This window comes from Tsukamurella asaccharolytica (assembly GCF_007858435.1).
Taxonomy (GTDB): domain Bacteria; phylum Actinomycetota; class Actinomycetes; order Mycobacteriales; family Mycobacteriaceae; genus Tsukamurella; species Tsukamurella asaccharolytica.
In genome coordinates this window covers 327,030-348,632 of the sequence record NZ_VIGW01000001.1, presented here as the reverse complement: position 1 = coordinate 348,632, position 21,603 = coordinate 327,030, and the positions used below count along the sequence as shown (strand labels likewise).

Here is a 21,603-nt window from a genome sequence, read left to right as displayed (position 1 = left end):
ACACGAGTCCGCACCCCGCAAGACCCCACACCGGATTCCTCCACAGCTTTCTCGAATCGGACACGTTCCTCCACAGGACCGGTCCGCACCGGGCGAACCGGACGCGGCGCGGGTCGATGCTGGTGCCATGCGGGGGATCGAGATCGGGATGGCAGTGGCCGACGGGGCCCTGGCCGACGACGTGCGGCGGGCCGCGGCCGCGGCCGCGCGGTCGGTCATCGACATCGACCGGGGACGGCCGCGCGCGTGCTGGGCCTCGGCCGCGGGCCTCGTGCTGGACCTCGGTGCCGCGACGGCGATGGCGGAGGCGGCGCGGGCGGGTGGCCTTCCGCGCCGCGACGGCGTCGCGATCGTCGCCGCGGAGGCCGGGATGGCGGAACTCGCCGCTGCCGTCGAGGTGGGGGCGGCGCAGGTCTTCGTCCTGCCCGCACAGGTCCGTGACCTGGCCCGTTTCCTCGCCGCCCGGGAACAGGACGACGGTGCGCGCTCCCGGGTGGTCGCCGTTCTCGGCGGGCACGGCGGCGCGGGTGCGTCCGTTCTCGCGGCCGCGGTCGCGGTGACGGCGCCGAGCCGGGGGATCACGGCGCTCGCCGTCGACGCGGACCCGTGGGGCGGCGGCCTGGACCTCCTTCTCGGCTGCGCCGACGCTCCGGGACTGCGCTGGGGCGACCTGGCGCTGCGCGGCGGGCACGTGCCCTCGGACGCACTGGTCGCGGCGCTCCCGGGCCGCGCCGGGGCGGTCGCGGTCCTGTCATCGGGTGGCTCCGGCGGAGGCGGACCGCGGGACGCCGCGCGCGGGACGCCGTCGCCGGAGATCCCGGTCGAGGGCCTCCTCGCCGTGATCGATGCGGGCCGCCGCAGCGTGGGGGTCACCGTCGTCGACCTGCCCCGACGTGACGATCCGGCCACGTCCGCGTGCCTCGAGGTCGCGGATACGGTGGTCGTCGTCGCCGGGGCCACGGTGCGGGGGTGCGCCGCCGCGCGCACCGTGGTCGACGGCGTGGCTGCGCGTGCCCGCCGGGTCGGGCTGGTGGTGCGCGGCCCGGCGCCGGGCGGTCTCTCGGCCCGCGACGTCGAGCGGGCCGTCGGGGCGCCCCTCCTGGCGTCGATGCGCCCGCAGCCCGGTCTGGCCGCGCAGCTCGACGACGGCGGGCTGCGGCTACGCCGGGGCACGCCGCTCGCCGTGGCGGCGGGCCGCGTGCTCGAAAGCCTGCGTCGGGGTGCGGCGTGACCAGCCCCGACGGTGACCTGCTGGCTCGGGTGCGGGAGCGGCTCGCGCACACCGCCGCGGTGCTGACGCCCGATGTCATGGCGGCGGCGCTCCGCGCCGAATGCGGCGGTGTGCTGGGCGATACCGATCTGCTGGACGGTCTCGCCTATCTCGAGACCGAGCTCGTCGGCGCGGGCCGGCTCGAGCCGCTCCTCGCCGATCCCGACGTGGCGGACGTGCTGGTCTGCGGCCCGCGAAGGGTGTGGGTCGACCGCGGGAAGGGGCTCGAGGCCGTCGACGTCGTCTTCGAGGACGACGACGCCGTGCGGCGCCTCGCCGCACGGCTCGCGCTGGCGGCCGGGCGGCGGCTGGACGACGCGCAGCCGTGGGTCGACGGGCACCTGCCGGCCGGCCCGGGCGGCCGCGCGGGGAGCGGCATCCGCCTGCACGCCGTGCTTCCGCCCCTCGCGCACGGCGGCACCTGCATCTCGTTGCGCGTGCTGCGGCCGGCGACGCAGACACTCGATACGCTCGTCGACGGCGGGGCCGTACCCGCCGAGGTGGCGGGCCTCGTGCGCCGGGTGGTCGCGGCGCGGCTCGCCTTCCTCGTGGTCGGCGGAACGGGCAGCGGCAAGACGACGCTGCTCAACGGGCTGCTCGGCGCGGTGGATCCGGCGGAACGCGTGCTGTGCGTCGAGGACGCGCACGAGCTCGACCCGGTGCACCCGCACGTGGTCTCGCTGCTGGCCCGGGGCGCGAACGTCGAGGGCGTCGGCGAGGTGACGGTGCGCGACCTGGTGCGGCTGGCGCTGCGGATGCGGCCCGATCGGATCGTCGTCGGCGAGGTCCGCGGCGCGGAGGTGGTCGACCTGCTCACTGCCCTGAACACGGGCCACGACGGCGGGGCCGGCACCGTCCACGCCAATTCCCCGCGCGAGGTGCCGGCGCGGTTGGAGGCGCTGGCCGCGCTCGGCGGCCTGGGGCGCGAGGCGTTGCACGCACAGCTCGCTGCCGCCTTCCAGGTGGTGTTCGCGGTGCACCGTTGGCCGTCAGGGCGGCGCGGGCTGCGCAGTATCGGCGTCGTCGATCGCGGCGCCGACGGCTCCGTGCGGGTGCTTCCCGTGTGGAACCGCGACGGCGGCTTCACAGTCGACGAGGGGCGCTTGAGTGCCCTGCTCGCAGAGCGGGACGGCTCGTGACCGCGGCGATGGTCCTGCTCGCCGCCGCGGCGCTGGCCTGGCCCGGCGGCCCCGCCGCGGCACGCCTCCGGGCGGGGTCTGCGCCCGGAGGCGCACCGATCGCGCTCTGCTGGGGCTGGCTCGCCGTCGCAGTACCGATCGGCGCGCTGCTCATCGGTCCCGGTCAGGCCTTGGCTGCCGCGCTCGCTGCGGGGACCGTCCGTGACCTCCGTTCGCGGAATCGCGCTGCACGGGAGCGGATCTCCCGGCTGTCGGCGATTCTCGCCGGTGTCGACGCGATGGTTGCAGAGTTGTCCGTCGGCGCTCACCCCGCCGCCGCGTGCGCCACTGCGGGCCGCGACGTCGAGGACCCGCACGTGCGCGCGGTCTTCGTGGAGATGGCGGGCCGGGCGGAGCTCGGCGGGGACGTGGCCGCGGGCCTGCGGACGCACGCAAGCGCCAGCGCCGCCTGGCCGCGGATCGCCGCGGCCTGGGAGACGGGAACGCGGCACGGCATCGGGATGGGTGAATTGCTCGCGTCCGTCCGCGACGACCTCCGTGCGCGCGAGCGGTACGAGCGGCGGGCGCATTCCTCGCTCGCCGGTGCGCGCGCCACCGCGCAGGTCCTGGCCGCGCTGCCCGTGCTCGGGGTCGCGATGGGCCAGCTCATCGGTGCCGACCCGCTTGGAACGCTGCTCGGTACCGGCGCGGGCGGCGTTCTGCTGGTGACCGGGACGTGCCTGACGTGCGCCGGGCTGCTGTGGTCGCGCGCCATCGCCGACGGCGCCGGATCGGGCGCCGGATCGGGGGGCGGCTCGTGAGCGGGCACGGGCCGCTCGCCGCCGCGCTCGCCCTGCTGGTGGCGGCGCTGTTGGTCCTGCCCGTGGCCGCGCGCTCGGCGGTGGCGGCGACCGTCTCCGGGGAGGCGGCGCGCGGGCGCGGGCTGCGCCTGCCGCGCCGGGCCGCGGCGCCGGATCCGTTCGAGGCGGCTGCGGCGTACGACCTGTTCGCCGTCTGCCTCCGCGCGGGGATGCCGACCGTCGATGCTGCCCGGGCGGTCGCTGCGGGTGCGCCGCCCGCGCTCGCGGCGATGCTGATGCGCGCGGCGGAGCTGCTTGCGCTGGGTTCCGACGCTGAGACCGCCTGGCGGACGGATTCGGTGGACCCGCAGGTCGTCGGGCTCACCCGCATGCTGCGGCGGTCCGCCCGCGCGGGCTCGTCGCCGGCCGCCGGTCTGGCGGACCTCGCCCGCACGGAACGTGCGCAGGCGGAGGACCGCGCCGTCGCGGCGGGGGAGCGCGCCGGTGTCGCGGTCGCGGGACCGCTCGGGCTGTGCTTCCTGCCGGCGTTCGTGTGCCTGGGCATCGTGCCGGTGGTGATGGGACTCGCGGGCAAGGTGCTCGGGGAGGGGCTGCTGTAGCGGCCAAAGGGAAGGGGTTGGGAATGTGGATTCGACTGCGATGCAGGATGACCGAGCTGATGCTGGAGGACGAAGGCATGTCGACTGTCGAATATGCGATCGGCACCATAGCCGCAGCGGCCTTCGGCGCCGTGCTCTACGGGGTCGTCACCGGCGACAACATCGTGAGCGGCCTGACGGACATCATCGGGAAGGCGCTGGGCACCTCCACCGGCTAGCCGGCGAGGCGGGCGCGGTCACGGTGGAGGCCGCGTTCGCCGTCGCCAGCCTCATCGCGGTGCTGGTGCTCAGTGTGGGCGCCGTCGTGGGCGTCACCGCGCACGTGCGGTGCGTGGACGCCGCCCGCGAGGCCGCGCGGCTCAGCGCCCGGGGCGACGACGCGCGGGCCGCGAAGGCGGTCGCCGAGGTGGGGCCGCCGGGCGCGACCTCGTCGGTGAGCAAGGACGGCGACACGGTGACGGTGCAGGTCCGGGCCCCGGTGGCCCTGCTGCCGGGGCTGACGCTCGCCGCGACGGCGGTCGCCGCCGTCGAGCCGGCCGCCGCGCCATGACCACCTACGCGGCCGGCGGCGGTGTCCGCGCGCGTTCCCGCAGGGGGTGCCATCACCGCGGCGGCCGGGAGGACGGGGTGGCGACCGTGCTCGCCGCCGTGATGGTCGCCGCGATCGTCACGGTGGCGGTCATGGTGGTCGACGTCGGCGCGGCCGTCTCCGCCCGCCACCGGGCGCAGGCGGCGGCCGATCTCGCGGCGCTCGCCGGTGCCGCGAACGCGATCGACGCGCAGGAGGCGTGCGCGGCGGCCGACCGCCTGGCCCGGGCCAACGCCGCACTGCTGCACGCCTGCCGAGTGGACGGCTTCGACGTGACGGTGCGGGTGAGCGTCCCGGTCTCGCTGTCGGTCTTCGGTGCCGACGAGGCCGTCGCCGCCGCGCGCGCGGGCCCGCAGTGAGCCCCGTCAGCCGGCCAGGAAACCCCAGTCCTGCGCCAGATCCGTCCACGGACCGACCGCGACGACCCGTCCGTCCACGAGCACCACCACCCGGTCCGCCTGGGCGAGCGCGGCTCGCTTGGACGTCGACCCGATCACGGTCGCGCGGCGCTCGCGGAGCGCCTGCCACAGTTCGATCTCGGTGGTGGCGTCCAGCGCACTGGAGACGTCGTCGGCGAGCAGCAGTTCCGCATCGGTGGCCAGGGCCCGCGCGAGGGCGAGTCGCTGGACCTGGCCGCCGGACAGCCGCACGCCGCGATGGCCGACCAGGGCGTCGCGGCCGCCCGCCGCCGCGATGTCCGCGCCGAGCCGGGCATCGGTGACGGGCCCGTCGAAGGCGCGCTGGTGTCCCAGCCGGACGTTGTCGGCGAAGGTCCCGGACAGCACGCGCGGCACCTGGGCGATGTGCGCGACCTGCCCCGGCCGGAGGAACAGCTCCGCGTCGGTCACCGCCCGGCCGTTCCACAGGATGTCGCCGCGGTGGGAGACGAGGCCGGCGAGGGCGTTCAGCAGGCTGGACTTGCCGGAGCCGACCTGGCCCACCAGCAGCACCAGCTCACCCGCCGAGACGCGCAGGTCGACGTGCTCGACACCGATCGTCCCGTCGTCATGGACGGCGGTGAGGTCTCGCAGCACCAACTCGTCCAGCGGGACCCGCGGCGTCTCGGGCGGCTCCGGTGCGGTACCGGCGACCAGGTCGACGTCGGGTGCGACCGTCATCAGGTCCACGCCGCCGGCGAAGCGGCTGGTCTCCGCCTGCCAGGCCCGGGTGCCGGGGGCTTCGGTGACCACACTGCCGGCGACCCGGCCGAACCAGCCGAAGCCGCTGACCGCGTTCGCGACGAGCAGCGCCGTCGACAGCGGCCAGATCCCGTTCGAGTACGCGGCCCAGGCCGCGACCACGCCGGCGCTGACCATCACCACGGGGACGCCCTCGAGGACGGCCTGCACCCGGTGCTCGGTCACCGCGGCGTCGACACGACCCGCGTCGACCCGGCGCAGGTGCGCGAGCACGGACGGCGTCGTCGCCGAGAGCTTCACCGTCCGGGCCGACTCCAGGGCCGACACCAGTGCTCGTCCGAACCGCGCCCGCGCGCCGGACGCGGCGGCGGCGGACCGTCCGGCGATCGGCCGGCCGACGCTGGATGCCACCGCCGAGGCGACCAGGACGACGATCAGCACCGCACCAGCGAGCCAGGTGCCGCCGAGCAGTGCGGTGACACCGGCGATCACGATGCCGTTGCCGAAATCGACCCAGCGGTCCGCGTACCGGGCGAAGCGGTCAGCGTCCATCGTGCGGGCGACGACCTCGCCCGCCGGAGTCTTGGCCAGCCGGTGCGGCTGCGTCTGGCCGCGCAGGACCGCCATGCGGACGCGCAGCATGACCTCGATCCACCACCGCGGATACAGCCGGAAGGCCTCGGCGATCGCCAGGGGCGCGAGCATGAGCGAGACCACCACACCGACCAACAGCCATCCGGGACGCTCGCCGGTGCTCACGGCCTCGACGGTCTCGCCCCACAGCAGTCCGGTCACCGCCCCCTGCGCGCCGGTCAGCGCCGCGAGCAGGAAGAGGCCCCCGCCGAGCACGCCCCAGGCCGGCCGTACCAGCAGCGCGTGCACGATGCCGCGGGTCAACGACGGACCGTCGCCCACCTCGCGGACCTCCGGCGGCGGTCCCGTACGGCGTCGTCCGCCGACGGCGGTGTGTGCCGTGGGCGGAAGTCCCTTCGGCGGCGCCGTCGCCGGGATCGGCGGTGCCGTGGCGCCCGTTCGGCTGGCCGTCAGGAGGGTCGCGAACGGTCCGGCCGTCGCCGCCAGGTCGTCGCGCGGCCCCTGCTGCACGATCCGCCCGCCGTCGAGGACCGCCACCAGTGATGCCCGCTCGATGGTCGTCAGCCGGTGCGCGATCAGGATTCCCGTACGACCGGTCAGCAAGCGCTCGGACGCGGCGATGACCAGTCTTTCGGTGAGCGGGTCCATCCGCGCGGTCGCCTCGTCGAGGATCACCACGTCGACCGCGCGGACCATGAGGCGGCAGAAGGCGACCAACTGCTCCTCGCCCGCCGACAGCGTGGTGCCGCCCGGCCCGAGCGGACTGTCCAGGCCCGCAGGCAGTCCGTCGACCCAGGAGCGCAGTCCCAGCCGGTCGACTGCGGCGCCGATCGCCTCCCGGGAGATCGCGGGATCGAACAGGGCGATGTTGTCCGCGAGGGAACCGATCAGGATCTCGGTGCGCTGCGTGACCACGCCGACCCGCGAACGCAGCCGCTGCAGGTCGATGGTCGTGATGTCTCGGCCGCCGATGAAGACGGTGCCTGCCGGGGGATCGATCGCGCGCGAGAGCAGCGATGCCAGGGTCGACTTGCCGGAGCCGGTGCGCCCGACGAGGGCGATGGTGCGCCCCGCGGGAACCGTCAGGTCGATGTCACGGAGGGCGAATGCGCCCTCCGCGTACGAGTAGTCGAGGCCGCGGATGTCGATCTCGAGGCCGGGCGCTGCGCCCGTGGACGACGGGACGTCATCGCCTCCCTCGGGTTCGGGCGGCGCGGCCAGCATGTCCCGGATGCGGATGATCGCGCCCATCCCGGCCTGCAGTTCGGGGAGCTGCTCGGCCAACTGGGCGACCTGGCCGACGAACATCGAGGTCACCAGGAACAGCGTCACCAGACGGGCGATCGACATCGAACCGTCGATCGTGAGGGCGACGCCGGCGACCGCGATCGCGGCCAGGAGGGCGTGCAGCAGCACGCCCGCCCGGCGCGCCAGCCGCGACTCCACCTGGATGACGGCGTTGAACCGCGTGTGGATGACCGCAGAGAGCCGAGCCAGCCGCGCGACCAGGTGGGACTGCCCGAGACTGGTCCGCAGGTCGTCGCGGCCGGCGATCCCCTCCTCCAGCGCGGCGGCGTGGTCCGTCCACGCGATCTCCTCGACCACCTTGCGGCGGGCGATCTCCCCCAGGAGCCGGCGGATCGCGAACCACGTAACGGCCGCCAGGATCGGGAACAGGAAGGCCGCGGGCCACCACGCGACGGCGGCCACGATCCACATCGGAAGGCTGGACGAGACGGTGCGGAACAGGCCCCACAGCTGCCAGCGGGCCAGGTTGCCGATCTCGTGCGTGTCGTCGTCGACCCGATCCAGGATCTCGCCGACGGCCTGTTCGTTCAGGGCGGTGAGCGGCTGGTGCATCGCGGCCTGCAGAACGTCGTCCCGGAGCCGGCCCTCGGCCCGGTCGACGACCGCGACCCAGGCGACCTTGCCCGCCGACTCGATCACGGCCGAGCCGATCAAGCAGAGCGCGAGCGCCGCGATCAGACCGCCCGCCGGATCCTCCGCCACCCGACCCGCGACCACGGTCCCGGCGGTGGCGCCGATCGAGGCGAGGCAGACAGCGACGATCGCCCCGAGTGCCGCAGGGCTGCGAAGTCGCCGCCAGGTCACGTCGCGCGCCGGGCGGACGGGCGGATCCGGCGGAACCGAGGCCGGTGCGGGGGAAAGGGTTGTACTGGACATCGTGCTTCACGGTAGAGCGCGACGACGACCTCTGTCGCGTCCATTTCCGCCCGATCGCCGGCGACGTGCTGCGCGCCGCCGAGGACCGGCGCACACTGGGCCCCATGGCGTACGACGAGGGGCTGGCGGACAGGATCCGGGACGCGATCGCCGGGCAGCCCGGGGTGGTCGAGAAGCGCATGTTCGGCGGGCTGGCGTTCCTCGTCGACGGGCACATGGCGATCGCCGCGAACAGCAAGGGCGAGTCCATGGTGCACCTGGACCCGGACGTCGCGGAGGAACTGCTCGGACCGCACGTCACGCGGACCGTCATGCGCGGTCGGGCGATGCGGGGCTGGCTGGATCTGGACCAGGAGGCCACGGCCTCGGACACCGAGCTCGCGGAGTGGGTGCGGCGCACCGTCGACTACGCGCGGTCCCTGCCGCCCAAGTGACCGGGCCCGCGGCTCAGCCCGCCGCCACCGCGGCGAGCACCAGGTCCAGAACCATCACAGCGCCCGCCTTGTCGAGCGGATCGTTCCCGTTGCCGCACTTCGGCGATTGCACGCAGGACGGGCAGCCCGACGGGCACTCGCACGCGGCGACGGCGTCCCGGGTCGCCACGAGCCACGTCGCGACGGACTCGTAGCCCCGCTCGGCGAAACCCGCGCCGCCGGGGTAGCCGTCGTAGACGAAGATCGACGGCAGGCCCGTGTCGTCGTGCAGCGCCGTCGACAGCCCGCCGATGTCCCAGCGGTCGCACGACGCCACCAGGGGCAGCAGGCCGATCGCGGCGTGCTCGGCGGCGTGCAGCGCGCCCGGCCAGCGCTCCGGGACCAAGCCGGCGTCCTCGAGCACCTCGGGGGTCAGGGTGAGGAGTGCGGCGCGGGTCGCGAGCGTGGTCTCCGGCAGGTCCAGCGCGACGGCATCCATCACCTCGCCGCTGCGCAGGGTCCGCAGATAGCCGACCACGCGGCTGGTCACCTCGACCGAGACGAACTGCGCCGTGACCTCGCCCAGCATCTCGGTCGTATGTACCGCGGTGACGTGCACGTCCAGGTCCTCACGGGCCGAGGTCGTCCACTCGGGCTCCTCCGCGTGCACCAGCGCCAGCCCGTCGTCGAGGTCCAGCTCGTCGACGACGTAGGACTCGCCCTGATGCACGTGCACCGCGCCCTCGTGCACCGTCGACAGCGCCCGGGTGAAATCGACGGTGCCGAGCAGTCGCCCGGACTCCTCCTCGACGATGAGGATCTCGCTCCCCGCCCCACCCCGGATGTTCACGCCCGCATGGGGATCGATCCCGGCCGCCAGGAAGTAGCCGGCGGGCCGCTCGCGGAGCAGGCCGTCGGCCACCAGCCGGCCCACGACGTCGACGGCGCCGAGATCGGCGACTTCGGCACGGGTGAGGGGGATCTCGCTCGCGGCGCACAGGAGCTGCGGGCCCAGCACGTACGGATTCCAGGGGTCGGTGATCGTCGCCTCCACGGGTCGCCCGAGCAGCGACTCCGGGTGGTGCACCAGGTAGGTGTCCAGCGGGTCGTCGCGCGCGATCAGCAGGATCAGCGAGCCCTGCCCGCGCCGCCCGCTGCGCCCCGCCTGCTGCCAGAACGAGGCGACGGTGCCGGGGAAGCCCGCCATGAGCACGGCGTCGAGGCCCGCGATGTCCACCCCCAGCTCCAGCGCGTTCGTCGTGGCGACCCCCAGGAGCGCGCCGTCGTTCAGCCCGCGCTCCAGCGCGCGCCGGTCGTCCGCGAGATACCCCGCGCGGTAGGCCGCGATCCGTTCCGCCAGTTCGGGTGTGGCCTCGGCGAGTATTCGTCGCGCCGAGAGCGCGACGGTCTCGGCGGACCGTCGGGAACGGACGAAGGCCAGGGTTCGTGCGCCTTCGACCACGAGATCGGCGAGCATCCGCGCGGCCTCGGTGGTGGCGGGCCGGCGTACGGGCGCACCGTTCTCACCCTCCAGGTCCGGCAGGAGCGGCGGCTCCCACAGCGCGACGGTCCGCGGCCCGTGCGGCGACGAATCCTCCGTGACGGCAACGCAGTCCGCGCCGATCAACCGGGTGGCCGCGCCGGCGGGGTCGGACGTCGTCGCCGACGCGCAGATCACCGTCGGGGTGGCGCCGTACTTCGCCGCGACGCGCAGCAGCCGCCGCAGGACCAGGGCGGTGTGCGAGCCGAAGACGCCGCGGTAGTGGTGGCACTCGTCGACCACGACGTACCGCAGACCGCGCAGGAAGCGTCCCCATTTCGCATGCCGCGGAAGGAGTCCCACGTGCAGCATATCCGGGTTGGTGAACACCCAGCGGCTGTCGGAACGCGCCCATCGACGCATCTCCTGGGAGGTGTCACCGTCGTACATGGCGGGGGAGGCGTCGGCGGGGCCGTACGCGGTGGTGAGACGGACCGCGGCCCGGTGCTGGTCGGTGCCGAGCGCCTTCGTCGGGGACAGGTACAGCACCGTCGCCCGCGGGTCCTCCGCGAGCGCCGCGAGCACCGGCATCTGGTAGGCGAGTGACTTACCGGAGGCGGTTCCCGTCGAAATCACGACGTGTCGCCCCGCGTGCGCGTGCTCGGCGGCCTCCGCCTGGTGCCGCCACGGTTCCCGCACGCCCTCGTCGATGAGCCCGTCCCGCACGCGGGGCGGGACCCATGCCGGCCAGGGGGCGAATTCCGCTCGGCGTGAGGGGATGTCCGCCACGTGGGTCAGGCACTCGGCGGCAGGGCCGGAGCCCGCCTGGACGCGGGCCAGCAGTTCTCTGCCGAAGGTGTTGTGCTCCAACGTGATAGCCCCCGCTTCCACCCGGCGTACGTGCGGCCGGAACGGGCCGTGGACCCGCCGATCATCCAGTCTAGCGGCGGATCGGGAAGGCTGACGCGCGGTAGGACGGAGGGTGAACGGAAGACGAAATCGCTCTGCCCGCTGTCGCTCGACCGGAAATCGTGCTTCACTGTATGCGGTCGCAGCTCCCGCCGGGGGTCCGAGAAGGACCATCGGGGGATCGATGTTGCGGGCGTGGTACTGAAGGTTTTTGTGTGCGGGCTCCGCAAACGGCTCCAGAAAGTATGGCGGCCGGAACCGGCCAGGAGTCGCGCCCCACTCGGGGAACGGTTCCTACACCGGTAGGTAGACAAGTTAGGAAACATCTCAATGGCACAGGGAACTGTGAAGTGGTTCAACGCGGAGAAGGGCTTCGGCTTCATCGCACCCGCCGACGGCTCGGATGACGTGTTCGTCCACTACTCGGAGATCCAGGGCAACGGCTTCCGTACCCTCGAGGAGAACCAGCTCGTGGAGTTCGAGGTCGGCCAGGGCACCAAGGGCCCGCAGGCCACCGGCGTCCGCGCTCTCTAAGAAACCCCGCACCACGCGATAAGAGTTTCTCGCAGCACCCCTCCGTCTTTCAGGTGGAGGGGTGCTGTGCATTTCCCGGGTCGTTCGACGTGTCGGCGATACCCATCCGCACCACGGCCCACTAGGCTCATATCGTGTCCCAACTGTCACTCTTCTCCGCGGAGCAGACCGAGCCGTCGCCCCGCGACCTGGCGGGCCTGCTCGCGTCGACGGGGCAGATCGTGCAGTTGGGTGGCAGCGCGCGCGTCTCGGTGGTCGTCGCCGACCAGTGGCGGGCCGACGCGATCGCCGTGCTGATCGAGGAGGCCGGGCTACGCGCGCAGTTCGACACCTCGGAGGAGGGGAATCCTCTGGTCCGGACCCTCGCGGCGCCGGAACTGCAGCCGATGGCCATCGCCTGGACGCGCGGCGCGGCGAAGACGGCTCCGTCGACCTGGGTACCCGGCCCGCGGGCCCTGCGCGCCTGGGCGTTGGCCGGCGGCGACGTCGACGGCGTGCACTACCTCCTCGCGCTCGACCCGCACGCCCCCGAGAGTGCCCCCGTCCTCGCGACCGCCCTCATGCGCGCCGGCGTCGCGCCCACCCTGGTGGGCACCCGCGGGACGAAACCCGCGCTGCGGGTCTCCGGGCACCGTCGGCTCCTGCGTCTGCGGGAGAGCATCGGCGACCCGCCCGCGCACCCGGACGCGGCCGCGCACTGGCCGCGACCATGATCCCCCGGATCGGGCGCTTCCCGCATAATCCGTGAGCCGTGCAGTGGACCCTGTATATAAGGTGGGGCGAACGGTGCGGCAGAATGAGCACCGGAGTGACCACCGACGTCGCAAGTGACGCGAGGGGTCGAGGTGGTGACGCAGGCGCCACCGGAGCAGATCAGGAGGGTCGATGGCGGCACGAGGGAAGGCAGCAGCCGGAGACGGTCTGCACCGTCTGGTGATCGTGGAGTCCCCCGCCAAGGGCAAGAAGATCGGCGACTTCCTCGGCCCGGACTACACCGTCCGCGCGTCGATGGGACACATCCGCGACCTGCCGAGCCGCGACAACCCGCTGCCCGAGTCCGACCAGGGCAAGCCCTGGGCGCGGCTCGGTGTCGACGTCGACCACGAGTTCGAGGCCCACTACGTCACCTCCGCCAGCAAGCGCTCCACCGTCTCCGAGCTCAAGTCCCTGCTCAAGCAGGCCGACGAGCTCTACCTCGCGACGGACGGTGACCGCGAGGGCGAGGCCATCGCGTGGCACCTGCAGGAGGTGCTCAAGCCCAAGGTCCCGGTCAAGCGGATGGTCTTCCACGAGATCACCCAGCAGGCGATCCAGGCCGCCGCGGAGGAGCCGCGCGAGATCGACATGAACCTCGTCGACGCGCAGGAGACCCGGCGCATTCTCGACCGCCTCTACGGCTACGAGGTCAGCCCCGTGCTGTGGCGCAAGGTCAACCAGGGACTTTCCGCCGGTCGCGTCCAGTCGGTGGCGACGCGCATCATCGTCGACCGGGAGCGCGAGCGCATCGCCTTCCGCACCGCCGGGTACTGGGACATCGCCGCGCAGCTCGACGCCGGTGCCGAGGCGACCCCGCGCACCTTCGGCGCGCGCCTGGTGACCGTCGACGGCGATCGCGTCGCCACCGGCCGCGACTTCGACGCGCAGGGACAGCTCAAGAAGCCGGCCGGCATCACCGTGCTCGACGGCGCCCGGGCGAACGCCCTGGTCGAGGGCCTGCAGGGTGCCAACCTGACGGTGACCTCCGTCGAGGAGAAGCCCTACACGCGCAAGCCCTACGCGCCCTTCATGACCTCCACCCTGCAGCAGGAGGCGAGCCGCAAGCTGCGGTTCAACACCGACCGCACCATGCAGATCGCCCAGCGGCTCTACGAGGGCGGCTACATCACCTACATGCGTACCGACTCGACCACGCTGTCGGAGACCGCCATCGCCGCGGCCCGCGAGCAGGCGCGGCAGCTGTACGGCCCCGAGTTCGTGCACGCCACGCCGCGGCAGTACACCCGCAAGGTCAAGAACGCGCAGGAGGCGCACGAGGCGATCCGGCCCGCGGGCGAGACCTTCCAGACCCCGGGCGCGCTCGCGTCGGTGCTGGGCAGCGACGAGTTCCGGCTGTACGAGCTGATCTGGCAGCGGACCGTCGCCTCGCAGATGGCCGACGTCAAGGGCACGACGCTGAGCCTGCGGATCGGCGGCGCCGCCTCGACGGGCGAGAGCGTCGAGTTCGCCGCCTCGGGCCGCACCATCACCTTCCCCGGCTTCCTCTCCGCCTACGTGGAGACCGTCGACGACCAGGCCGGCGGCGAGGCCGACGACGCCGAGTCGCGGCTCCCGCAGCTCACCAAGGGCCAGGCGATCACCGCGGCCGAGCTCAGCGCGGCCGACCACGTGACCAGCCCGCCCGCGCGGTACACCGAGGCCTCGCTGGTCAAGACCCTCGAAGAGCTGGGCATCGGCCGACCGTCGACCTACGCCTCGATCATCAAGACCATCCAGGACCGCGGCTACGTCGTGAAGAAGGGCAACGCCCTCGTCCCGCAGTGGGTGGCCTTCGCGGTGATCGGCCTGCTCGAGGGCCACTTCGGCGGCCTCGTCGACTACAACTTCACCGCGTCGATGGAGGACGATCTCGACGAGATCGCCGGCGGGCGGGAGGGCCGCGTCGACTGGCTCACGCGGTTCTACTTCGGCGACGGCGGGCCCGACGGTGACGGCGCCGCGGTCTCCGGCGCCGACGGCCCGGGCCCCGACAGCCCCGGCCTGAAGAACCTCGTCGCCGCGAACCTGGACGCGATCGACGCCCGCGCGGTCAACTCGATCCCCCTCTACACCGACCCCGACGGCAACGTCGTCTACGTGCGCGTGGGCCGCTACGGCCCGTACCTCGAGCGCACCGTCGCACCCGCCGACGGTGCCGGGGAACCGCAGGTCCAGCGCGCCAACATCCTGGCGGCGATGACCCCCGACGAGCTCACTGAGGAGGTCGCGGAGAAGCTCTTCGCGACCCCGCAGGACGGCCGCCCGCTGGGTATCGACCCCGCGACCGGCAACGAGATCGTCGCCAAGGAGGGCCGCTTCGGCCCCTACGTCACCGAGATCCTGCCAGAGCCCGAGAAGGACTCCGAGGCCGAGGACCTGGACGCGGAGGCAGCGAAGCCGAAGACCCGCAAGAAGAAGGCCGACGCGCCGAAGCCGCGCACCGGCTCGCTGCTCAAGACCATGGACATCGAGACCGTGACCCTCGAGGACGCGCTGCGCCTGCTGTCGCTGCCGCGCGTCGTGGGCGTCGATCCGGAGTCCCAGGAGGAGATCACCGCCCAGAACGGCCGCTACGGGCCGTACCTGAAGAAGGGCACCGACTCGCGCTCGCTGGCCACCGAGGAGCAGATGTTCACGGTGACCCTCGAGGAGGCGCTCAAGCTGTACGCGGAGCCCAAGCGACGGGGCCGCGGTGCGGCCGCCGCGCCGCCGCTGCGCGAGCTGGGCAACGACCCGGTCTCCGGCACCGCGATGGTGATCAAGGACGGCCGGTTCGGGCCGTACGTCACCGACGGCGAGACCAACGCCTCGCTCCGCAAGGGCGACGAGGTCGCGACCATCACCGACGAGCGCGCCTCCGAGCTGCTCGCGGACCGCCGCGCGCGGGGCCCGGTGAAGAAGAAGGCCACGAAGAAGGCGGCGGCCAAGAAGGCGCCCGCCAAGAAGACGGCGGCGAAGAAGGCACCGGCCAAGAAGGCGGCGGCCAAGAAAACCACCGCGAAGAAGACGGTTGCGAAGAAGACCACGGCGGCGAAGAAGGCTCCCGCGAAGGCCGTCGAGGCGCCCGCGGACGAGACCGTCTGATCAGTCGTCGATGGGGCGCGCCAGCCGCGTGAGCTGGCCGCGCCCGCGCAACTCGATCGCCTCGCCGAGCACCCACAGGGCCTGTTCGGCGGGCGTCGCGGCCTCGACGGCCCGCCCGGCCGCCAGCAGCGACGAGGGCTCCGACTTCGCGATCTCGGTGATCCGCGCCGCCTCGTTCACCGGGTCACCGATCACGGTGTACTCGAAGCGCGCCTTCGCGCCTATGTGCCCGGCCACCACCTGACCGGCGGAGACGCCGATACCGAAGCCGGTGCCGCCGAGCACGTCGCCGAGCTGGATCCGCATCTCCCGGGCCGCGGCCAGCGCGGCGCCCGCGGCGTCCGGGTGGGGCAACGGGGCGCCGAAGATCGCCAGCGCCGCGTCGCCCTGGAACTTGTTGACGAAGCCGCCGTGCAGATCGACGAGGTCGACGACCACCTTGAAGAAGTCGTTGAGCAGGTCCACGACCGCCGCGGGCTCCTCGGTGACCGCGATCTTCGTCGACCCCACGAGGTCGACGAACAGCACGCTGACCTCGTTGATCTCGCCGCCCAGGTGCGTGCCGTGCTCGAGGGCCTGGCGCGCGACGTCCTGCCCCACGTACCGGCCGAACATGTCGCGCATCCGCTGCCGCTCGGCCAGGTCGTGCACCATGTCGTTGAAGCCGGCCTGCAGCAGCCCCAGCTCGCTGGAGTCGTAGATCTTCACGGAGGCGGTGAAGTCGCCGCCACGGACCTTGCGCTGCGCCTGGAACAGGTCGCGGATCGGGTCGCCGATCGACTTCGCCACCCGCACCGTGCCGAGCAGTCCCGCGCCGAGCGCGACGACCGACAGCAGCAGCACCGGATTGACCAGCGTCGGGGCGTTCGGGTCGATGACGCCCGACTCCTGCGAGATGACGACCATGATGATGCCGAAGATCGGCGTGGCCGTGCCCAGCACCCAGCTGAGCAGGATGCGGGTGGTCACGGACAGGCCCGCGGAACCCTGCGGCTCCTGAGCCAGCGCGGCGACCGTGATGGGCCGCAGCACCCGTTCCGTCTGCATGTAGCTGAGCGCGCACGTCGTGATGGCGCCCAGCAGCACCGTCACCGCCACGACCACCCGGATGCCGCCGGGAGAGTTGTAGTTGATGACGACGAAGATCGCGCCGCCGATGAGCCAGAAGATCGCCTGCATGAGCGCCATCCGCGGCGGAATGGCGAGGGCCCGACGGGAGATGTCGGGGTCGTACGGGGCGCTGCGCCGGTGCCAGCGCAGCACGGGCAGCACCAGTCGCAGCCCGATCAGCATGCCGAGGACGCTGGCCGCCACGAGGTAGGTGATGAAGACGAGCAGGTTGACGCCGCTGATCTCCTGGAGCTGCACGGATTGCTGCACGGGCAGCGCGAACCGGAGGAAACCGAAGACGAAGACCGCGCCCAGGATGTTCGACCGCAGGATGTCCAGCGCGAAAATCGGCCAGGGGGTCTTGGCGAGCCACCGCGCCAGTCGCAGTGCACGACTGAGTCCGCTCCTCGCTGCTGCCACTGCTCCAACTTAGCTTGCACTCGCCGTCGGACGGGAGGGCTAGGGTGTGGGGGTGAGCTCAGTGTTCGATCGCCTGGTGGGCCAGGAAGCGGTGGTGGTGGGCCTGCGGGCCGCCGCGGCCGCCGCGCGGGAGGTCGTCGCGAGCGGGGGCACCGTGGCCGATCTGGCGGGCTCGTCGATGACGCACGCCTGGCTGTTCACGGGTCCGCCCGGCTCGGGGCGGTCCGTCGCGGCCCGGGCGCTCGCCGCGGCACTGCAGTGCGACGATGCCGAGGAGGCCGGGTGCGGCCGCTGCCGCGCCTGTACGACGGTGCTGGCCGGCACCCACGCCGACGTGCGGTCCATCGCTCCCGACGGTCTGTCGATCGCCGTCAAACAGATGCGTGAAGTGGTGGCAGACGCGTCGCGGCGGCCGTCCGTCGGGCACTGGCAGATCGTGCTCATCGAGGACGCCGATCGGCTCACGGAGCAGGCCGGCAACGCCCTGCTGAAGATGGTCGAGGAGCCGCCGGCGCAGACGATCGTGCTGCTGTGCGCACCCACGGTCGATCCGGAGGACATCTCCGTCACCCTGAAATCCCGGTGCCGGTACGTGCCGCTCGTCACACCCTCGGCGCCCGCGATCGCGGCGGTGCTGGAGAAGGACGGGATCGACGCCGAGCGGGCCGCCTGGGCCGCGGGCGTCTCGGGCGGCCACGTCGGGCGGGCCAAGCGCCTGGCCACCGACCCCGAGGCGCAGAAGCAGCGCAAGCAGGCGCTGGGCGTGGCGCGGGCGGCCACGTCGGAGGGGGTCTACGGCGTCGTCGAGCAGCTGCTGCGCGACGCGGAGAACACGGCGAAGGAACTCAACGCCGACCTCAACGAGCGGGAGACCGAGGACCTCAAGACCGCGCTCGGGGCCGGCGGCGTGGGCCGCGGCACCGCGGGCGTGATGCGCGGCTCCGCGGGGCAGCTCAAGGACTTGGAGAAGCGGCAGAAGGCGCGCGGCACCCGCGCGGTGCGCGACGCACTCGACCGGGCCCTCATCGACCTCGCCGCGCTGTTCCGGGACGCCCTGGTGCAGGGCGCGGGCGCGCAGGTCACGCTCATGCATCCCGACGAGGCCGAGCAGACCCGCCGCCTCGCCGGGTACGCCCGGCCGGAGGGGCTGCTGCGCTGCGTCGAGTCGGTGCTGGAGTGCCGCGAGGCGATCGACCTCAACGTCAAGCCCGTCGTCGCGCTGGACGCGATGGCGGCGGGCGTCTCGTCGGCACTGCGCGACCACCGTCGCTAGCAGCTAGCAGCTTGCAGCTAGCTGCCGTTGAGCTGCACGCGCTCGAGGGTCGTGGACCACTGACCGTTGCCGACCTGGACGAGCCCGGTGATCCACACCAGCACGTACTTCGACGACGGTGCTCCCTCGGCCGAGAAGGCCGTTGCGCCGTTGCCCAGCGTGCCGCCCCAGACCTTCGTCGTGGCGTCGACGGAACCGGGCGACGCGGAATCGGCGATCCGGATCTCGACCGTCGAGCCGGAGCTCGGTGACGTGATGGTGCCCGAGGTGATCTTCGTGGCCTTGTCGAGCGTGATGAGTAGCCCCGTGCCCTGCTTGAGGCCACCGAAGCCGGGGCCGGACTTGTAGTAGTCCGTGCGCCAGGACGGCTTGTCCCCGGTGAGCACGTTCTCCGCCGACTTCGATGCCTCCGCACCGCCCTGGAAGTACACCTGCTGGACAGAGGAGGCGGTCACCGTCGAACCGCCACTCGACCCGCCCAGGCCGCCGACCGACGGCGTGATCAGGTAGACGACGATTGCGGCCAGGGCGACGATCACGACGGCGGCGAGCGCGGCCACGGCCCGGCCCCGCCTGCGCGGCTTCTCCGGCGCGGGCGCGGCCGGAGCCTCCTGCCGCGCCGAGGCGGGGAGATGCTCCGCGCGGGTGGGTGCCGGACGGGCCGCGGTGTGCGGGCCGGGGTACTCGCCGGTCGGGACGTACTGCCCCGTCGGCGGCCCCGGGTAGGTCGCGGTGCCGGGACCGGCGTGGGCGCCCGTGTGCTCGCCCGGGTACACGGGCTGCTGGGCCGTGCCGGCCGGCAGCGATGACGGTGCCTCTCCGCGCAGTCCGGCGACGAAATCCGCGCAGGTCGCGTACCGGTCCTCGGGCCGCTTCGCGAGGGCCGTGCGGAAGACCGCGTCGAGGTGACCGGGGAGCGACGGGTTGCGCGCGGTGATCTTCGGCGCGGGCTGGTTCAGGTGCGCGGAGATGACGGCCGCGGGGGAGTCGCCCGGGAAGGGCGGCTCGCCCGTGAGCAGCTCGAAGACGGTGCAGCCGAGCGAGTAGAGGTCGGCCCGGTTGTCGAGGATCTTGTTGTCGAAGGCCTCCGGCGACATGTACGCCATGGTCCCGACGGTGATGCCGGTCGACGTGACGCCCACCGCGTCGCCGGCGGCCTTGGCGATGCCGAAGTCGGCGAGCTTGACCTGCGGCGCACCGTCGGAGTCGAAGGCGACGAGGATGTTGGCGGGCTTGACGTCGCGGTGGGTGATGTTCGCGTGCCGGTAGGCGTAGTCGAGGGCGGTCCCGGCACCGTCGGCGATGTCGATCGCGAGCGACAGCGGCATCGGGCCGCGCTCGGCGACGATGCGCGCCGTGTCCGGTCCGGCGACGTACTCCATCGTGATCCAGAGCCGTCCGTCGACCTCGCCGCGGTCGTAGAGGTGGATGATGTTGCGGTGATTGAGCTGCGCGAGTACGTAGGCTTCGCGGTCGAACCGGGCCTTGTACTGCGGATTGCTGCTGACGGAGGTGTGCAGCAGCTTCAACGCGTCCTGCCGGGGTAGGCGCGGATGCTGGACGAGGTAGACCTCGCCCATGCCGCCACCGCCGAGCTTGCGGACCACCCGGTAGCCCGCGATCTGCTGCTCGATCATCCGCTCCTTCAACCGCGACCGCCCGTCGGCCGCACCGAGTCAACGGTAGCGGTAGACGGGCGGGCGCGGCGATCGTTGCAGGTCAGACGGTGACTTTCGCCTGCTTGCTGGAGCTCAGGCGCAGGCCGGACTCCTCGCCGAAGGAGAGCTCGCTGCTCAGGCGCTTGGCGTCCTCGAAATAGCTCATGGACATGCGCCAGTCGTCGGCCACGCCCTGGCGGGGAAGCTCGTGCAGGGCGCGCGTGACGTAGCCGGCCTCGAAGTCGAGGGCGGGGCGGGTCTCCATGTCGGGATCGGCGACCGCGACCGCGGTGTCCACGCCCTGCGCGTCCATGGTCGCGATCAGCTTGGTGATGTACGTCCACAGCATGCCGACCTTGAGCGTCCACGACGAGTTCGTGTAGCCGATGGCCAGGGCGGCGTTCGGGACGCCGGAGAGCATCGCGCCGCGGTGGATGACGGAGTTCGGCAGGTCCACGTCCCGGCCGTCGACCGACAGGGTCACGCCGCCGAGCAGCTTGAGCTTGAGGCCGGTCGCGGTGACGATGATGTCGGCGTCGAGGTGCTCGCCGCTCGCGAGTTCGATGCCGGTGGCGTCGAAGGTCGCGATCTTGTCCGTCGCGACGTCCGCCTTGCCGGACCGGATGGCCTTGAACAGGTCGCCATCGGGGACGGCGCAGAGGCGCTGGTCCCACGGGTTGTACGGCGGATTGAAGTGCACGTCGACGGGGAAGTCCTTCGGCAGGGCCTTGGCGTTGACGGTGCGGATGATCTTGCGGGCGAGGCCCGGGAAGCGCTGGGCGAAGACGTACACGCCGCGCTGCTGCCAGATGAAGCGCTTGCGGGCGAGCTCGTGGCCCCTCTTGTGGCCGAGGAGCCGGTGGCCCAGGATCGTCAGCGGGTCCTGCTTGGGCACCGGCATGATGTACGTCGGCGTGCGCTGCAGCATGGTGACGTGCGCGGCGGGCTTGTCGCTGGTCAACAGCGACGGGACCAGGGTCACCGCGGTCGCGCCGGAGCCGATCACGACGACCTTCTTCCCGCTGTAGTCCAGGTCCTCGGGCCAGAACTGCGGGTGGATGATCTGCCCGGCGAAGGTCTCCCGGCCCGCGAACTCGGGCGTGAAGCCCTGCTCGTAGTCGTAGTAGCCGCTGCCGAAGAGGAGCCAGTTCGCGGTGAGGGTGATGCGCTCGCCGGCGTGGTCGACCTGCACGGTCCACCGGCCGTCCTCGCTCGACCAGTCCGCGGAGACCACCCGGTGGTCGTAGCGCACCTTGTCGACGAGGTCGTTCTCGACCATCGTCTCCTGGAGGTAGTCGATGATCTTCTGGGCGTCGGCGATGGAGTCCTTGGACTCCCACGGCTTGAACTCGTAGCCGAAGGTGTGCAGGTCGGAGTCCGAGCGGATGCCGGGGTACTTGAACAGGTCCCACGTGCCGCCGAAGGTCGCGCGCCCCTCGAGGATCGTGAAGGTCTTCCCGGGCAGCGCCGTGGTGACGTAGTGGCCGGCGCCGATACCGGAAATGCCGGCACCGACGATGATGATGTCGAGGTGCTCGGGTGTGGTGCTCGTCATGCGTGTTTCTCCTGGTCCAAGGGTTCAGTGGTAGAACCGATGCTTTACTCTCTCGCTCGGTGGGCCCTCGCGGCCAGCGCAGAGTGCACCTGGTTGC

General features: G+C 72.6%; 17 protein-coding genes. 12 read left to right on the top strand and 5 right to left on the bottom strand.

From position 1 onward, the window contains the following. Positions 1-127 precede the first annotated feature (127 nt). The 7 genes from ssd to FK529_RS01610 are packed head-to-tail and all read left to right on the top strand — an operon-like array spanning position 128 to position 4,756. The gene (ssd, locus tag FK529_RS01640; protein ID WP_146558952.1) at positions 128-1,231 is read left to right on the top strand and encodes a septum site-determining protein Ssd; all 1,104 of its coding nucleotides are present in this window, start codon (positions 128-130) and stop codon (positions 1,229-1,231) included. Continuing rightward, positions 1,228-2,409: a TadA family conjugal transfer-associated ATPase gene (locus FK529_RS01635; RefSeq protein ID WP_146558950.1), complete on the top strand. Its 1,182-nt coding sequence runs from the start codon at positions 1,228-1,230 to the stop codon at positions 2,407-2,409. The genes ssd and FK529_RS01635 overlap by 4 nt, the downstream gene beginning before the upstream one ends. Continuing rightward, positions 2,406-3,209: a type II secretion system F family protein gene (locus FK529_RS01630; protein WP_146558948.1), complete on the top strand. Its 804-nt coding sequence runs from the start codon at positions 2,406-2,408 to the stop codon at positions 3,207-3,209. Before FK529_RS01635 ends, FK529_RS01630 begins: the two co-directional genes overlap by 4 nt. Further along, on the top strand, positions 3,206-3,808 hold the full coding sequence (locus FK529_RS01625; RefSeq protein ID WP_146558946.1) for a type II secretion system F family protein: 603 nt from the start codon (positions 3,206-3,208) through the stop codon (positions 3,806-3,808). Before FK529_RS01630 ends, FK529_RS01625 begins: the two co-directional genes overlap by 4 nt. A gap of 23 nt (positions 3,809-3,831) precedes the next feature. Next, positions 3,832-4,026, top strand: coding sequence for a DUF4244 domain-containing protein (locus FK529_RS01620; protein WP_146558945.1), 195 nt, complete (start codon positions 3,832-3,834; stop codon positions 4,024-4,026). 23 nt (positions 4,027-4,049) lie between these two features. After that, the gene (locus FK529_RS01615; RefSeq protein WP_146558942.1) at positions 4,050-4,358 is read left to right on the top strand and encodes a TadE family type IV pilus minor pilin; all 309 of its coding nucleotides are present in this window, start codon (positions 4,050-4,052) and stop codon (positions 4,356-4,358) included. Beyond that, complete coding sequence (locus tag FK529_RS01610) at positions 4,355-4,756, top strand: Rv3654c family TadE-like protein (protein WP_146558940.1); 402 nt, start codon at positions 4,355-4,357, stop codon at positions 4,754-4,756. The genes FK529_RS01615 and FK529_RS01610 overlap by 4 nt, the downstream gene beginning before the upstream one ends. Positions 4,757-4,762: 6 nt before the next feature. On the opposite strand, the gene FK529_RS01605 is transcribed toward FK529_RS01610, so the two are convergent. Then, a complete protein-coding gene (locus tag FK529_RS01605) occupies positions 4,763-8,314 on the bottom strand; it encodes an ATP-binding cassette domain-containing protein (protein ID WP_146558938.1) in 3,552 nt (1,183 codons plus the stop codon). A gap of 104 nt (positions 8,315-8,418) precedes the next feature. On the opposite strand from FK529_RS01605, the gene FK529_RS01600 reads away from it, so the two are divergent. Further along, complete coding sequence (locus tag FK529_RS01600) at positions 8,419-8,748, top strand: TfoX/Sxy family protein (RefSeq protein WP_146558935.1); 330 nt, start codon at positions 8,419-8,421, stop codon at positions 8,746-8,748. A gap of 13 nt (positions 8,749-8,761) precedes the next feature. On the opposite strand, the gene FK529_RS01595 is transcribed toward FK529_RS01600, so the two are convergent. Further along, positions 8,762-11,077 carry a DEAD/DEAH box helicase gene (locus FK529_RS01595; protein WP_146558933.1) on the bottom strand — a complete coding sequence of 772 codons (2,316 nt, stop codon included), beginning with the start codon at positions 11,075-11,077 and terminating at the stop codon, positions 8,762-8,764. 369 nt (positions 11,078-11,446) lie between these two features. Here FK529_RS01595 and FK529_RS01590 point away from each other — a divergent pair, with 369 nt between their 5' ends. From FK529_RS01590 to topA, 3 genes are all read left to right on the top strand, one after another. Further along, positions 11,447-11,650, top strand: coding sequence for a cold-shock protein (locus FK529_RS01590; RefSeq protein WP_068523077.1), 204 nt, complete (start codon positions 11,447-11,449; stop codon positions 11,648-11,650). Between the two features lie 134 nt (positions 11,651-11,784). Beyond that, positions 11,785-12,363 carry a hypothetical protein gene (locus tag FK529_RS01585; RefSeq protein ID WP_146558931.1) on the top strand — a complete coding sequence of 193 codons (579 nt, stop codon included), beginning with the start codon at positions 11,785-11,787 and terminating at the stop codon, positions 12,361-12,363. 172 nt (positions 12,364-12,535) lie between these two features. Beyond that, a complete protein-coding gene (gene topA, locus FK529_RS01580; protein WP_146558929.1) occupies positions 12,536-15,490 on the top strand; it encodes a type I DNA topoisomerase in 2,955 nt (984 codons plus the stop codon). On the opposite strand, the gene FK529_RS01575 is transcribed toward topA, so the two are convergent. Next, positions 15,491-17,020 carry an adenylate/guanylate cyclase domain-containing protein gene (locus FK529_RS01575; RefSeq protein ID WP_231702867.1) on the bottom strand — a complete coding sequence of 510 codons (1,530 nt, stop codon included), beginning with the start codon at positions 17,018-17,020 and terminating at the stop codon, positions 15,491-15,493. A 52-nt stretch (positions 17,021-17,072) separates the two neighbouring features. On the opposite strand from FK529_RS01575, the gene FK529_RS01570 reads away from it, so the two are divergent. Further along, positions 17,073-18,293, top strand: a complete 1,221-nt coding sequence (locus tag FK529_RS01570; RefSeq protein ID WP_146558927.1) for a DNA polymerase III subunit delta' — start codon at positions 17,073-17,075, stop codon at positions 18,291-18,293. Between the two features lie 17 nt (positions 18,294-18,310). Here the strand turns inward: FK529_RS01570 and FK529_RS20240 are convergent, their stop codons facing one another. Both FK529_RS20240 and FK529_RS01560 read right to left on the bottom strand, forming a co-directional pair. Continuing rightward, a complete protein-coding gene (locus FK529_RS20240; RefSeq protein ID WP_193559647.1) occupies positions 18,311-19,930 on the bottom strand; it encodes a serine/threonine-protein kinase in 1,620 nt (539 codons plus the stop codon). An 82-nt stretch (positions 19,931-20,012) separates the two neighbouring features. Beyond that, a complete protein-coding gene (locus tag FK529_RS01560; protein ID WP_146558925.1) occupies positions 20,013-21,506 on the bottom strand; it encodes a flavin-containing monooxygenase in 1,494 nt (497 codons plus the stop codon). Positions 21,507-21,603 lie beyond the last annotated feature (97 nt).

What these genes read in the sequence shown, in the direction of transcription:
- ssd (WP_146558952.1), top strand. Translation starts at nt 128, where the DNA reads ATGCGGGGGATCGAGATCGGGATGGCAGTGGCCGACGGGGCCCTGGCC.
- FK529_RS01620 (WP_146558945.1), top strand. Translation starts at nt 3,832, where the DNA reads ATGTGGATTCGACTGCGATGCAGGATGACCGAGCTGATGCTGGAGGAC.
- FK529_RS01610 (WP_146558940.1), top strand. Translation starts at nt 4,355, where the DNA reads ATGACCACCTACGCGGCCGGCGGCGGTGTCCGCGCGCGTTCCCGCAGG.
- FK529_RS01605 (WP_146558938.1), bottom strand. Translation starts at nt 8,314, where the DNA reads ATGTCCAGTACAACCCTTTCCCCCGCACCGGCCTCGGTTCCGCCGGAT.
- FK529_RS01600 (WP_146558935.1), top strand. Translation starts at nt 8,419, where the DNA reads ATGGCGTACGACGAGGGGCTGGCGGACAGGATCCGGGACGCGATCGCC.
- FK529_RS01590 (WP_068523077.1), top strand. Translation starts at nt 11,447, where the DNA reads ATGGCACAGGGAACTGTGAAGTGGTTCAACGCGGAGAAGGGCTTCGGC.
- topA (WP_146558929.1), top strand. Translation starts at nt 12,536, where the DNA reads ATGGCGGCACGAGGGAAGGCAGCAGCCGGAGACGGTCTGCACCGTCTG.
- FK529_RS20240 (WP_193559647.1), bottom strand. Translation starts at nt 19,930, where the DNA reads ATGATCGAGCAGCAGATCGCGGGCTACCGGGTGGTCCGCAAGCTCGGC.
- FK529_RS01560 (WP_146558925.1), bottom strand. Translation starts at nt 21,506, where the DNA reads ATGACGAGCACCACACCCGAGCACCTCGACATCATCATCGTCGGTGCC.